This window comes from Micromonospora craterilacus, assembly GCF_003236315.1.
GTDB lineage: Bacteria > Actinomycetota > Actinomycetes > Mycobacteriales > Micromonosporaceae > Micromonospora > Micromonospora craterilacus.
The window spans coordinates 1-13,677 of the sequence record NZ_POTY01000196.1 but is presented as its reverse complement, the minus strand read 5'-3'; the positions used below and the strand labels follow the sequence as shown (position 1 = coordinate 13,677).

The 13,677-nt window shown below is 72.2% G+C and carries 14 protein-coding genes; 5 read left to right on the top strand and 9 right to left on the bottom strand.

What is annotated here, in order from left to right; translation table 11 throughout:
- Positions 1–138: 138 nt before the first annotated feature.
- A complete protein-coding gene (locus tag C1I95_RS25045; protein WP_111217248.1) occupies positions 139–519 on the bottom strand; it encodes a DUF1761 domain-containing protein in 381 nt (126 codons plus the stop codon).
- On the bottom strand, positions 512–1,225 hold the full coding sequence (locus tag C1I95_RS25040) for a hypothetical protein (RefSeq protein WP_199523898.1): 714 nt from the start codon (positions 1,223–1,225) through the stop codon (positions 512–514). Before C1I95_RS25040 ends, C1I95_RS25045 begins: the two co-directional genes overlap by 8 nt.
- 287 nt (positions 1,226–1,512) lie before the next feature.
- On the opposite strand from C1I95_RS25040, the gene C1I95_RS25035 reads away from it, so the two are divergent.
- Positions 1,513–4,782, top strand: a complete 3,270-nt coding sequence (locus C1I95_RS25035; RefSeq protein WP_111217246.1) for a putative Ig domain-containing protein — start codon at positions 1,513–1,515, stop codon at positions 4,780–4,782.
- Here C1I95_RS25035 and C1I95_RS25030 read toward each other — a convergent pair.
- The 3 genes from C1I95_RS25030 to C1I95_RS25020 form a co-directional block, all read right to left on the bottom strand.
- Positions 4,775–5,179 (bottom strand): hypothetical protein, encoded by a 405-nt coding sequence (locus C1I95_RS25030; protein ID WP_146605830.1) that lies wholly within the window; start codon positions 5,177–5,179, stop codon positions 4,775–4,777. The genes C1I95_RS25035 and C1I95_RS25030 overlap by 8 nt on opposite strands.
- A gap of 218 nt (positions 5,180–5,397) precedes the next feature.
- Positions 5,398–6,399 carry a COG1361 family protein gene (locus C1I95_RS25025; protein WP_111217242.1) on the bottom strand — a complete coding sequence of 334 codons (1,002 nt, stop codon included), beginning with the start codon at positions 6,397–6,399 and terminating at the stop codon, positions 5,398–5,400.
- A gap of 16 nt (positions 6,400–6,415) precedes the next feature.
- A complete protein-coding gene (locus C1I95_RS25020) occupies positions 6,416–6,955 on the bottom strand; it encodes a hypothetical protein (RefSeq protein WP_111217241.1) in 540 nt (179 codons plus the stop codon).
- Between the two features lie 226 nt (positions 6,956–7,181).
- Here C1I95_RS25020 and C1I95_RS25015 point away from each other — a divergent pair, with 226 nt between their 5' ends.
- From C1I95_RS25015 to C1I95_RS25000, 4 genes are all read left to right on the top strand, one after another.
- Entirely contained in the window at positions 7,182–8,282 is a 1,101-nt protein-coding gene (locus tag C1I95_RS25015; RefSeq protein WP_111217239.1) for an L-dopachrome tautomerase-related protein, read from the top strand.
- Positions 8,283–8,432: 150 nt separating this feature from the next.
- Positions 8,433–9,188 (top strand): DUF998 domain-containing protein, encoded by a 756-nt coding sequence (locus C1I95_RS25010; protein WP_111217237.1) that lies wholly within the window; start codon positions 8,433–8,435, stop codon positions 9,186–9,188.
- 2 nt (positions 9,189–9,190) lie between these two features.
- Positions 9,191–9,562, top strand: a complete 372-nt coding sequence (locus tag C1I95_RS25005) for a YciI family protein (RefSeq protein ID WP_111217235.1) — start codon at positions 9,191–9,193, stop codon at positions 9,560–9,562.
- A gap of 23 nt (positions 9,563–9,585) precedes the next feature.
- Positions 9,586–10,878, top strand: coding sequence for an RNA polymerase sigma factor (locus C1I95_RS25000; protein ID WP_233513867.1), 1,293 nt, complete (start codon positions 9,586–9,588; stop codon positions 10,876–10,878).
- Positions 10,879–10,894: 16 nt separating this feature from the next.
- Here C1I95_RS25000 and C1I95_RS24995 read toward each other — a convergent pair whose 3' ends face one another.
- The 4 genes from C1I95_RS24995 to C1I95_RS24980 form a co-directional block, all read right to left on the bottom strand.
- On the bottom strand, positions 10,895–11,113 hold the full coding sequence (locus C1I95_RS24995) for a hypothetical protein (protein WP_146605829.1): 219 nt from the start codon (positions 11,111–11,113) through the stop codon (positions 10,895–10,897).
- A gap of 67 nt (positions 11,114–11,180) precedes the next feature.
- Positions 11,181–11,798: a copper resistance CopC family protein gene (locus C1I95_RS24990; protein ID WP_111217252.1), complete on the bottom strand. Its 618-nt coding sequence runs from the start codon at positions 11,796–11,798 to the stop codon at positions 11,181–11,183.
- Between the two features lie 17 nt (positions 11,799–11,815).
- The gene (locus C1I95_RS24985) at positions 11,816–13,015 is read right to left on the bottom strand and encodes a Dyp-type peroxidase (RefSeq protein ID WP_111217250.1); all 1,200 of its coding nucleotides are present in this window, start codon (positions 13,013–13,015) and stop codon (positions 11,816–11,818) included.
- Between the two features lie 17 nt (positions 13,016–13,032).
- Positions 13,033–13,629, bottom strand: coding sequence for a copper chaperone PCu(A)C (locus C1I95_RS24980; protein WP_111217229.1), 597 nt, complete (start codon positions 13,627–13,629; stop codon positions 13,033–13,035).
- Positions 13,630–13,677: the final 48 nt, after the last annotated feature.

Here is a 13,677-nt window from a genome sequence, read left to right as displayed (position 1 = left end):
CCCCCGACGCCACCGCCAGCTGACCACCAGCCCTGAGCGGCGGCGGGACAGTGGTCAGGGGGTCTGGCAGGTGCAGGTACCGCCGGGTCAGGTCGTCCGAGGTCCGGACCGGCTACCGGCTCGCCGTCCCGTTCCGTGCTACGACCAGCCGCCGACGACGGCGCCGACCACGAGCAGCTTGCCCAGCCAATCGCCGGCGTGGATCGCCGCGACCCGCCACGGGGTGTTCGCGTGGACGATGGCGCCCACCCACAGCACGACCGGGAACCCGATCCACAGCACCAGCCCCAGGGCCAGGCCGCTCGGTACGGTGTCGGCGCCGACTGCCCCGGCCAGGCCGGCGACCACCCCGGCGAGCGCCAGGCAGCGCAGGATCTCGACCGGAAGGCTCCACGGTGACGCCGCGGCGGTTCCGCCCGCCAGGACGAGCCGGTTTCCGAAGACGGTGTAGTAGACCGCGCCCAGGACGAACGCCACGACCGTGGCGATCGGAACGATGACCAGGTTGACGTCAGGCATCGGCGGAACCGTTCGTCAGCTGCGACGCGAACCCGGTGAGGCGGTCGCGCCACCACTGCTTGCGGCGGGCGGCCGTGTCGGCGTCGGCCAGGCGTACGTGCTGGACGGTCACGGTGCTCTTGGCCTCGCCCTTGGCCTGGAACGTGACGTTGACCCGGGTCCCGTCCTCGGGCCAGTCGAAGCGCGCGGACCGAGGTCTGGTGGCCGTACGCTCCAGCATCCGGCCGTCGGACAGCCAACCGCCGGTGGCGAAGGCGTCGAAGAGCCGATCGACGGAGACCGGCACGGTCCTGGAGACGCTCACCGCGAAGCCGTCCGGCTGCTGGCCGACCGCGCGCCCACCGCGGGCCCGCTCGTAGCTGACGGTGACCGCCTGTGCCGTCCAGGCGAGCGGGACGACGCCCTGCTGTTCGGCGACCCACCGGGCGACGTCCCGGTGCGATCGGTCGGCCATCCCCGCCTCGTCCAGGAGGTCGAACCACTCCTCCCAGCCGCGCCCGGTCCGCTGGCGGATCTTTGCGTCCGAGGTTGCCAGGGCCGGGCCGGCAGCGCCGTCGGGCCCGGGGTCGTGTGAAGCCAGCAGCGCGCTGCGCGCCGCGGTGTAGCTCTCGCCCGTCTTGGTCATTCGAAGGCGGACTAGCCGCTTGAACGATCGGTGCACGGTCATCAGGTGCTCCCACTCCACGGCGGTGGCCCCGCGACTCACGCTCGCGTCACCCCGCCGGACTGGGTGTCACTGACCGGCGCCCCGAGGGTGGCGACCCCCTTTGCCTCCGCCACGCCGGTGGCGTGAGCACCGGAACCGGAGGTTGGGCGCAGGACGGCGCCCTGCGAGGACGGTACCGCGCCGAGAGCGTGATCGGGAGACGCGACGCCGCCGGGCAGGGCCGTCCCCTGGGCCGCTCAACGAATGTCTGCTTTAGCCCGTTTTGCTCTATAACGGCACATACAGTGGGTTCGGGGTTGGTGAGGAAGCTGAGCAGGGAGGGGTTCATGCCGTTCGCGCGCTGGTGGCGTCGAAGCGTGGCCACGGCGCTGTCGGCACTCCTGACGGTGTCCGTGTTGGTGGCCACGACCGCACCGGCGACGGCGGCCGGCACCGTCCTGTTCGACCAGCCTTTCAACAACAACACGCCGAACGGTGTCGGCGCGGTGGCAGTTCCCGGTGTCCCTTCCGGGTCGACCAGCAACGCCGCCTGCCTCAGCGCGGCCGGCAACTCCACCACCGGGCCGCTGCTCAGTTGCCCGACCAGCACCGACCCGCAGGGCTCCGGCAAGCTGCGCCTGACGCCGGCGAGCCTGACCCGGCAGGGCGGGGTGTTCGGGGCGGTGAGCGTACCCACCTCGCAGGGGCTGTACGTCACCTTCAACACCTACCAGTACGGCGGGAGCAGCCCCGGGGCGGACGGCATCGCCTTCGTCCTCGCCGCGGTCGACCCGGCCGATCCGCGCTCGCCGTCGATCATCGGGCAGCCGGGTGGATCGCTCGGCTACTCGGCCGCATTCAACGGCGGCTCGGTCGGCCTCTCCAACGGCTACCTGGGCATCGGCTTCGACGTTTTCGGCAACTTCAGCAACAGCGTCTACCAGGGCACCGGCTGCACGAACCCGGCGTACATCTCCACCACCGGCGGGCGGGTGCCGGGCCAGGTTCTCATCCGTGGGCCGGGCCGCAACGGGGTCGGCTACTGCGCGATCAACAGCACCGCCACCAGCACCTCGTCGGCGGCGATCCCGCTGCGGGCCAACACCCGGACGGCCTCCGTGGTGCCGGTCGAGGTGGTCGCCAACACCACCAGTTCGTCGTTCAGCACCGGCACCGGGATCACCGTGCCGGCCGGGCAGTACGCGGTGCGGTTCAGCCCGGTGGGCGGGACGGCGCGTACCCTCACCGGCACCCTGCCGGTCGTCTCGTCGAGTCTTTACCCCTCGCCGACCTGGCTGAACGCCAACGGCGTCCCCCGACAGCTCGCCTTCGGCTGGGTCGGCTCGACCGGCGCGGTCACCGACTTCCACGAGGTGGACAACGCCCGCGCGGTCAGTTTCAACGAGGTGCCGGATCTGACCGTCAGCCAGACCAGCTCGGTGGGGGCCAGCCCGCAGCCCGGTGACCCGGTCAGCTACACGGTGACGCCGCGGGTCGAGAGCGGCACCAGCGAACCGTCACCGGTGCTGATGACCCAGACCATGCCGGCCGGCGTCATCCCGCGTGGCGCCTTCGGCACCGGCTGGACCTGCGCCGCGCCCTCCGGCCAGAGCATCACCTGCACCAACAACAACACGCCGTTCGCGGGCGGCACCAACCTGTCGCCGGTCACCGTGGTCGCCACCGTGACCGGGGCATCGGTGACCCCGACATTGATCCAGACCGGCACCGTGGCCACCGCCTCCTCGATCGACGCGAGCCCGGGCTACGCCTCCACCACCACCGCGGTCACCCCGCTGACCGCGCCCGGCAGCGTCACCGTCACCCCGGCGATCAGTTCGATCGCCGGTGGCGTCGCGGTCACCGTGCGCGGCACCAACCTCGCCGGCGCGACCGCGATCACCGTCGGTACGAACGACGAGCAGCAGACCGGGACTTCGGTCCTGCTGTTGCCCTGCGCCTCCGGACCGGCCGCCGGCTGCTTCACCACCAACAGCGACGGCAGCCTGGCCATCTCCTCGATGCCGGCCCGCTCCAGCGCCGCGCCGGTGACCGTCTCGGTCATCACCCGGGGCGCGGCCGGATCGGGAAGTTACGTGTACGCCTCGGCCCCGGCCACCCCGGCCGCGCCGACCGCCGTCGCCGGTATCGCCAGCGCCACCGTCACCTGGGCCGCCCCGGCGGACAACGGCAGCCCGATCACCGGCTACCTCCTGACGCCCACCCGGGACGGCGTGGCCCAGTCACCGATCACCTACGACGCCTCCACCACCACCCGTACGCTGACCGGGCTGACCACCTCGGCCCAGTACACCTTCCGGGTGGCGGCGGTGAACGCGTACGGCACCGGGACGGCGAGCCTGGGCTCGTCGCCGGTCGTTCCGTACACCCTGCCGAGCGCGCCGACGATCACCTCGGCGGTGGCGGGCACCAACTCCGCCACCGTCAACTGGACCGCGCCGGCCAACGGTGGTTCCACGATCACCGGTTACCGGCTGACCCCGTACATCGGCGCGGTGGCCCAGCCGGCGCTGACCCTGCCGGCCACGCCGACCAGTCAGACCGTGACCGGGTTGACCGCCGGCACCACGTACACCTTCCGGGTGGCCGCCATCAACGCGGCCGGCACCGGGCCCGACTCGGCCGCCTCCCCGGCGGTGACGGTCAACGCGCCGCCCACGCTGAACTTCCCGCCGCCGCCCGCCGGCGAGGTGGGTGCCGCCTATCAGTCCACGCTCACCGTGAGCGGTGGCACCGCGCCGTTCGCCTGGTCGGTGAGCGCGGGTGCGCTGCCGCCGGGGTTGACGCTGGGCGCGACCACCGGTCTGCTCTCCGGTACGCCGAGCCAGGCCGGGAGCTTCGCGTTCACGGTCCGGGTGGCCGACGCCAGCGGGTTCTCCGACACCCGACCGGCCACCGTGGCCATCGCCGCCGCGCCCACCCTCGACTTCCCGGCTCCGCCGGCGGGCAAGGCGTTCACGCCGTACTCCTACCAGCTCACGGTGACCGGTGGCACGGCGCCGTTCGCCTGGTCGGTGAGTGCCGGATCGTTGCCGCCCGGCTTGAACCTGAACTCGTCGACCGGCCTGCTCTCCGGCACACCCACCGTCGCCGGCACGTTCCCGTTCACCGTGCGGGTGACCGACTCGTTCGCGCAGTCCGCGACCCGTCCGGTGAGCCTGGTCATCACTCCGTTGGCCGGTCTGAGTATCAGCGTGCCGTCCACCGCGTCGCTCGGTCGGGGCACGCCGGGCTCACCGCCGTTGAGCGAGCGGCTCGGAGTGGTCCTGGTGAACGACGACCGGGGCCCGAACGCGGGCTCCTGGGTTGCCACCGTTTCCGTGACGGCCTTCGTCACCGGCTCGGGATCGGCGGGCGAGACGATCCCGAGCAGCGCCGCCTCGTACGCCTCGGGCCCGCCGGTGAGCACGAGCGGCAGCGGTACCTTCGTGCCGCAACCGGGCGCGGTCCTGGACGTGCCGCGCACGGCCGCGAGCTGGACCGGTGCGGCGGGTGGCACCAACTCGGTCAGTTGGAATCCGACACTGTCGGTGCTGCTTCCGCAGCAGGCGGTGGTGGGTAGCTACCGGGCCACGGTGACCCACTCGGTCATCTGAGCCCGCGACGCCGGCGTGCCAGCACGGCGAGCGCCGCACCGGTCGCGATGAGCAGGGCGGCGACGGCCAGCAGCGGCCCCGGCCCGGAGGCCGGCCCGGTGACCGGCAGCGGCTGCTTCGACTTCGACGGGCTGGGGTCGGGTGTCGGTTGCTTCGTCGGGGTCGGCGTCGGGCTGCCGGTCGGGCCGGGAAGAACCTCGAACGTGACCCCGGTCGAACCGGCCGGCGCGGTGCCCGCAGGTGCGGCCACGGCCGCCAGTGCGCGGCTCGGCGGCGTACTGACCGGGCTCCGCGAACCGGCAAGGATCGCTACGGCGACGGCGAGCGCGACCACCGCGACCAGGCCTACTGCCGCTGGTCGACCCGGCGGCGGAGCGTTGCGGGTCCGGACCACCATGACGACCTCCAAGCCGGGTGTACGGGTCCGGCCCGTTTCGTGGGCCGGCAGGACCGGGTGGCATGTGCCGCAGTGTTACCTGCTGCGGCTCAATGCGAGCCTTATCCTATAAGTCCCGTTGTGGAGGAATCTCGGCTTTCTGGCCGGTTGTGCTCGGCCGAACTGCGGCATGACTCGGCCCGGCCGCTTCGAGGTGGCGGCCGGGCCGGATTCCCTGATCAGGCGGGTTGCCGGTCGACCTCGCGGCGGGACGAGCGGCGGCGGGCGAAGAGCCAGGCGGCGAAGACACCGAGGGCCGCCAGTGCCACCAGGGTGCCGAGTGAGTAGACCAGCCACCCGGGTGTCGAGGACTGCATGGCGGCGCGCGTCGCGACGGGGAGGGTGATCCGCCCCTCGGCGGTGCGCTCCACCACTCCGCTGGTCAGCACCAGCCGGACGTCCCAGACGCCGGCGGGCAGCGACTGGTCGACCTCGATCTGGACCCGCCCGCTCTGGCCGGGAAGGATGGTCACCCCATTGGTCACCTTGAACGGTCCGGCGCGGACCGGTCCCTTGGTCAGGGTCAGCGTGCCGGTCATGTCCAGGGCGCGTCCGCCGGTATTGGTCACCCGGGCGGTGACCAACGGGAACTCGCCAGGCCCCGGCTCGGCCGCCACGTCGTCGACACGGAAGTCCGTCGGCGGTTCGCCGCCGGGCCCGACGTCGAGGTAGAGCCGCAGGCCCACCCGGTGCACCTGAATGACGTTGCCGTTGCGTTTCGGCGCACTGGACACCGGGGCCCAGATGGCGCCGTACCGTTCGCCCTTGGACGCGGTCCGGGGCACCTCGATGTCGACCTCGACCTGGCGGCTCTGGCCGGGTGCGAGGTCCAGGCTCGCCGAGCCCAGGCTGATCCAGCCGCTCAGCTCGTTCCCGCCGTGCCCCTCGGGAACGGTGAAGGTGTTCTCCTCGATCGTGGCGCCCCCCGCGTACAGCTCGACCTCCTGACGATCGGGTGAGCCGTTGCTGACCTCGATCCGGCGACTGACGGTCGCGCCGGGCTTCACGTGGTCGATGATGTACACCCGCGCCCGGGGGTCGTTCACGCGTGCTGCCGGGATGTCGACCAGGCGGATACCGATTCCCTCCTGGTCCCGCCCGGCCGCCTGCTGCTCATGCGCGGCGACGGCTGGTGCCGCCGGCACCCCGGTCGCCAGGAGGGCGACGGATACCAGCGGCACCAGCCGGCCGAGCGGCCTAGAGCACCGAATGTGTCACCGTCCCGGTGTAGGTGCCCTGGACGGTCGCGGGCGGGATGTTCACCACCAGCGTGGGGTTCCAGGTGGCGAAGTTGTTGCCGGTGCCGCCGCTCTTGCTGAACGCGGTGCGCGGCACGTTGATGATCTGCTGGTCGCCGGCCGTGGGCTGACCCGGCGTGAAGGTGCCGGTGCCCGCCGTGGCCGTGGCGCTGCCGGACCAGTAGCTGACGTTGATGTTCGGGATGGTCTCCCCGGAGGTGCCGCCGCCGGTGACGAAGTCGGTGGAGATGACGGAGGCGGTCCAGTTCGGGGTCAGCGATGAGCGCTGGTCCAGCACCGTGACCGGGCCGAGCAGACCGGAGACCGAGCTGCCCTCGACGCCGTGGCCGATGTTCGCCGAGGCGGGCACGGTGATCGACAGGCCGCCGGTGGCGTCGACGGTCAGCGTGACCGTCGTGTCGGCAGCGTGGGCGGGCGCGGCGAGTGCGGCGGACGCGACCGCACCCGCCAGGGCGACGGAGAGAAATCTCTTTCGCATCAAGGCTCCTTCGGTTCCTGCGTTGACTGGAGGCGGCCTTCGTAGATTAATGCGGCATTTAGTCATGAGTGTGGCCGTTCAGGCCATAAATACCTCTTTGGACCGAGAGTCCGTTTTTCGAGCGGGGTGGGCTGTCGGTGTCTCCGCCTACACGGCCCTGGGCGATGCCACGTTTGTGCCGGTTGGCGGCGGGAACGGGGGCCGCACCGAGAGTCAGGAGCAGCGCATGAGCGAACCCGTGTCGGCCGAGCCCGTCAACGAACTGGAACTCGTCCACGCCTTCACCGGGCCGATGCCGACCGGGGTGAGCGTCTCGCACACCGGCCGGATCTTCGTCAACTTCCCGAGGTGGGGTGACGACGTGCCGGCCACCGTGGTCGAGCTGCGCGACGGCCGAGAGGTGCCGTTTCCGGACGAGGCATGGAACCAGCCGGGCAGCGACGACGACCCGGAAGCGTTCGTCTCGGTGCAGAACATCGTGGTCGATCCCGCCGACCGACTCTGGGTGCTGGACACCGGCAGCCCGATGTTCCAGCCCACCCGGCCAGGCGGCCCCAAGCTGGTCCGCGTCGACCTGGACAGCGACGCCGTCGCCCAGGTGATCAGCTTTCCGCCGGACGTGGCGCTGCCCACCACGTACCTCAACGACGTGCGGTTCGACCTGCGGCGCGGGGCTGCGGGGATCGCGTACATCACCGACTCGGCGGTCGCCGGTCCGAACGGGATCATCGTGGTCGACCTGGCCACCGGTGCGTCGTGGCGACGGCTGCACGACCATCCGTCCACCAAGGCGGAGCCGCCGTCCACCTTCCGACCGGTGGTGGAGGGGCGCCCGTTCGAGGAGCGGCCGGTCGACGGGCCGCCGCAGCCGGTCATGATCGGCTCCGACGGCATCGCCATCTCCGCCGACGGCTCCCGCCTCTACTACTGCTCGCTCGCCTCACGCCACTGGTACAGCGTTGCCACCGACGCTCTCGCCGACGTCTCGGTCGGTGCGGACGAGGTCGCCGCGACCGTGGTCCACGAGGGCGAGAAGGGCGGCGGGTCCGACGGTCTGGAGAGCGACGACGCCGGGCGGGTCTACCTCGCCTCGTACGAGCACAACGCGGTGCTGCGGCGCCGCCCGGACGGCGAGTACGAGACCGTGGTGCACGATCCTCGGCTGCTCTGGCCCGACACCATGTCGGTGGCCGTCGACGGGCACCTCTACGTCACCGCGAACCAGCTGCACCGGCAGGCCAACTACCACCGGGGGAACGACCTGCGCCGCAAGCCGTACGCGCTGTTCCGTACCCGGATCGACGCCGGGCCGGTGCTGCTGCGCTGAGGACCCCGGCGGGCGTCTCGCCGGTCGGGGTCGGCCCGTGGAAAAGTTCCGCAGAAAAGTTGGGCGGCGGTGTCGAATCCCGGTCCTCCCGTTCGAGCTTCCCGGTAGAGGGGCCGAACGGCGCGCCCCGAGGGGAAGGGAGACCGGGCGATGTCCCGTACCAGCAACTCAAGCACGGCAGATGGGCACGCCGGCCGGGCGGCGGCCCGGTCGGGGATCGGCCCGCCCGGGCCCGAGTCCGCTCCGACCACGGGCAGCCGCCTGCTGCTCCTCGGTGCGCTGGCCGGCCCGGCCTACGTCCTGGTGTCGTTGACCCAGGCACTGAGCCGGGACGGGTTCGACCTGACCCGACACGCGTGGAGCCTGCTGGCCAACGGTGACTGGGGCTGGATCCAGGTGACCAACCTGATCGTGACCGGTCTGCTGGTGATGGCGGGCGGGGCCGGTCTCCGCCGCACCCTCCGGCCGGGTGTCGGCGGCACCTGGGCACCCCGGCTGCTGGTCGGCTACGGCGCGAGCATGGTCGCCGCGGGGATCTTCCGCGCCGATCCGGCCCTCGGTTTCCCGGCCGGCACACCGACGGACGCCGCCACCGTGAGCTGGCACGGGATGCTGCACTTCGGATCGGGCGCGATCGGCTTCGGCTGCCTCGTCGCGGCGTGCCTCGTACTGGCGCGCCGCTTCGCAGCCGACGGGCTGCCCGGGTGGGCGGCGTTCTCGCGTACCACCGGGGTGCTGTTCCTCGCCGGGTTCGTCGCGATGGCCGCCAGCGGTGGGCGCGTCGCCGCGAACCTGGCGTTCACCGCCGCCATCCTGCTGGCCTGGACGTGGTTGTCGCTGACGATGCGCCACCACCGTCGCCGCGCCGCGACCCGACAACTGCCAACCCCTGACCGAAGGAGCTAGAGATGCGATACCTGGCACTGCTCAAGGCCGCCCGGCCCGACACCCCGGCTCCGCCGGAGCTGATGGAGGCAATCATGAAGCTCGGCGAGGAGGCGACCGTCGCCGGTGCGCTGCTCGACCAGGGCGGGCTCGCGCCGAGCGCGGCCGGCTGGCGGGTCGACGTGTCCGGCGGAGACCTGGCCGTCACCGACGGGCCGTTCGCCGAGGCGAAGGAGATCATCAGCTACGCGGTCTACGAGGTACGCACCAGGGAAGAGGCGATCGAGTGGACCTCGCGGTTCATGAAGCTGCACCGCGACCTGTGGCCCGGCTGGGCCGGTGAGAGCGAGGTGCGCAAGGTGTTCGGGCCGGAGGACTTCGCGCCGCCCGCCTGATGACGGTGGTTGGATCGGTAGCCGTGGCGGCTACCGATCCAACCTCCGAGGACGCGACGCGGGCGACACGTCGGGCCGTCGAAGCGGTCTGGCGGATCGAGTCGGCCCGACTGATCGCCCGGCTGGCCCGGCTGGTCCGGGACGTCGGGCTGGCCGAGGAACTGGCGCAGGACGCGCTGGTCGTGGCGCTGGAACGCTGGCCGGAGACCGGCGTACCCGACGATCCCGGCCGGTGGCTGCTGGCGACCGCGAAGCACCGGGCGATCGACCTGCTGCGCCGGCAGGAGCGGTACGCCAAGAAGCTCGCGCTGCTCGGCCGGGACGTGCAGATCCAGCAGGAGTACGCGGAGGCGGAGTTGGACGCCGCGCTGGACGACCACATCGGCGACGACCTGCTGCGGCTGGTCTTCACTGCGGCTCATCCGGTGCTCCCCACCGAGGCGAAGGTGGCGCTGACGCTGCGGCTGCTCGGCGGCCTGACCACCCCGGAGATCGCCCGGGCCTTCCTGATCCCGGAAACCACCGCCGCCCAGCGCATCGTGCGCGCCAAGCTGGCGCTCTCCGCCGCGAACGTGCAGTTCGAGCTGCCCACTCCCGCCGAACTGCCCGACCGGCTCTCCTCGGTGCTGGAGGTCGTCTACCTGATCTTCAACGAGGGCTACTCGGCGACCAGCGCTCGGGACTGGGCCCGCCCCGAGCTGTGCCACGAGGCGGTGCGGCTGGGGCGCATCCTCGCCGGACTGCTTCCCGACGAACCCGAGACGCACGGCCTGCTGGCCCTGATGGAGATCCAGGCGTCCCGCCTGCGGGCCCGGGTCGACGCCGCCGGGCAACCGGTGCCCCTGCTCGACCAGGACCGCCGGCTGTGGGACCGGTTGCTGGTCCGCCGTGGCCTGGCCGCGCTCGCTCGCGCCGAGTCGCTGGGGGCGGGTCGCTACACCCTGCAGGCCGCGATCGCGGCCTGCCACGCCCGGGCCACCCGCGCGGAGGACACCGACTGGCCCCGGATGGTCGCCCTGTACGAGGTCCTGGCCCATGTCCAGCCGTCCCCGGTGGTCCTGCTCAACCGGGCAGCAGCGGTCGGTCTGGCCGGCGATCCGGCTCGGGGCCTGGCCCTGCTCGACCCGCTCGGGCAGGAGCGGGCGCTGCGCGACTACCCGCAGCTCCCGGCGGTACGCGGCGAACTGCTGGCCCGGCTGGGTCGGGCCGACGAGGCGCGCGACGAGTTCGTCCGGGCCGCCGAGCTCACCCGCAACGACGGCGAACGCGTGCTGTTCCGTCGTCGGGCGGACGCCCTGACCCGGCGGGACACCTAGCGCCGCGCCCGGGCCGTCAGCGGTATCGGCCGGGTCCCTTGCCGTACATCAGGTAGAGCATCGGACCCACCGGGAACGACAGCACGATGATCAGCGCCCAGGTGCTGCGGTCGAAGTAGCGCAGTTGGTGGTCGCTGGTCTGGGCGAGATCCGCCAGGCAGCGCCGGTCGAACCAGACAACCAGACTCAAGATCGCCGCAGCGGTGATCAGGACGAGCGTTCCGTGGTCACCCATGGTCACCTCCGCTTCGGCAAGCAGCTCCCAGTATCCGGCGAGCCGGCTCAATTGTGCAGGTGGGCGCTCAGGTGCTGGCGCGACGGCGCAGCAGGAACACCACCGCGCCGGCAACCGCGAGGACCAGCACCCCACCGCCGGCCAGCAGCGCCAGCGCGCCCGGCCCGCCACGGCTCGAGCCGCTCGCGACCGGGCTGGCCGACGCGCTGGACGCGGAGGTCGCCGCGGCGGACGGCGTGGCCGCCGCCTCGCTCGCCTCCGGGCTGGCGCTGACGGTGGGTTCCGCGCTCGCGGTGGGATCGGCGACGGTGAACCGGTACGACCCCTGCACCGGGTGACCGTCCGTGGAGACCACCCGGTACGCGACCGTGTAGGTGCCGTTGGCCAGCGGTGCGTCGATGGTGACCGTGCCCTTGGTGCCGGTCACCTCCGGCTCGCCGGTGGCCACCTTCTGCTCGGCGGCGTCGCTGAGCGTGATGGTGGTGAAGGTCGGGTTCAGCTTCTGCATGAACTCCAGAGTGATCTTGGCTGGCGAGGTCTTCAGCCGGGCGTCCTGGGCGGGACTCGCCTTACGCAGGACGTTGTGCGCGTACGCCGGCGAGATCGGCCCGAGCAGCAGGGCCGTGGCCGCCAGCGCGGCGGCGAGCAGGCCCGCGGTGAGCTGGCGGCGGAGTCGGATGGGCATGGCGGTCATTCTCCTGGTCAGTCGAGCAGTTGCTGGCCGATCCAGCCGCCCTCGGGGCAGCCGGGCGGAACGGCGAAGACGGCGGAGCCGATCGGGGTGGTCCACTCGTTGAGCAGGTCCCGCTCGGCGAGCCGGCGCTGGATGGGCAGGAACTGCGTCGCGATGTCGGCCTGGTACGACGCGAAGATCAGCCCGCTGTCGGCCGTGCCGTCGGCGGCGGGTACGCCATCGTAGTTGTAGGGGCGGCGGAGGATCCGGAACCGGTCGTCGGTGACGTGCGCCCGGGTGAGGTGGGAGAAGTCCGGGATCACCGTCAGCCCGTCCGGGCCGAGGGTGGCGAAGTCCGGCTCGTCGTGCTCGGCCGTGCCGGTCAGTGGGGCACCGGTGTCCAGGCGCCGCCCGACGGCCATCTCCCGGTCGGTGCGGCCGAGCAGGTCCCAGGTCTCCAGGTCCATGCTGATCCGCCGGACCACCAGGGTGGTGCCGTCGCGCAGCCAGTCCGGCCCGTCCGGCATCCATACGGCGGTGTCCAGCGGCGTGCCCGGCTTCGGGTTGGCGGTGCCGTCGAGCTGGCCGAACAGGTTGCGTTGGGTGCGGCCCGGCTCGGCCCCGGCGGCCCGCCGGAAGCCCTGCTGGACCCAGCGGACGGTGGCGAAGGGCCGGCTGTCCTTGACCAGGACCCGCTGGGCGTGGGCGACCGTGACCGGATCGTCGGCGCAGACCTGCAGCAGCAGGTCCCCGCCGGACCAGCCGGGTTGCAGCCGGTCGATGGGCAGTGCCGGCAGGTCGGCGACGGAGGGCGGGCGGCGGTCGTCGAGACCGGCGGCGGCGAACAGCCCGGGACCGAAGCCGAAGGTGACGGTGAGCCGGGCGGGCAGCAGCCCGAGTTCCGGTTCGGTGTCGGCGAGCGCGGGCCGGCCCTGGGTGAGGCGGGCGGCGTCGTCGGAGAGCAGGCGCAGCATCCGGCCGAGCGTGGTCCGGTCGACGCCGGACCGCAGGGTGAGCGCGACGAACGACGCGTGCGCCTGGGGTTCGGTGGCGATGCCGGACTGCCGTTCGCCGTGGAACGGTTCGATCGCCGCGCCGACCGTCACCGCCACCGGCTTGGGGGCGGGTAGCGGTTGCCCGCCGTCGCGGGCGGCAGCCACCGAGGCGGCGCCGACCAGCGTGCCGCCGGCGGCCAACGCCCCGCCGGTGAGCAGGCCGCGCCGGCTCACCGGCCGGCTGGTCGGGCTCACCGCGCCGGGCTGGGGCTGGCCGACATGCCCGGCATCGGATCGCCGTGGCCGGGGGCGTAGCTCTCCTGAGCCCCGGTGAACGGCTTGGCCACCGCGGTGAGCGTCTGGGTCCGGCCGTCGGCGAAGGTGAGGGTGAAGGTCAGCTCGTCGCCGGCCTGCACCGGCTTGGCCAGGTTCATCAGCATCAGGTGATCACCGCCGGGCTCCAGAGCGTGCTCGCTCCGCGCCTTGATCACCACGCCGCCCTCCTTGGCCTGCATGACCATCTTTCCGTCCTGCATGGCCATTTCGTGCAGCTCCACCGGCGACACCTCGGTGGTGGCGCCGGTCAACGTGACGTCGGTGTCGCTCTCGTTGACCAGCGTGCCGAACGCCGCCGTCATCCCCTCGTCGGCCGCCTTCACCCAGGGATCCCGTACGCCCACCACTGCGGCACCGGCGCCGACCGAGACGGAAGCCGTCACCGACGGCCCGGGCGCGGCGGTCGACACGTCATCGGCCGAGCCGCAGCCACCCGCAAAAACCACGAGCAGAGCCCCGGTAAACAACAGGGACGGACGCGAAAACCGGCTGGACGCAGCAGTGCTGGGCATGGACTTCCCCTCAAAGGATCGACGTCTTGTGTTTGGTCGGCCCCACCC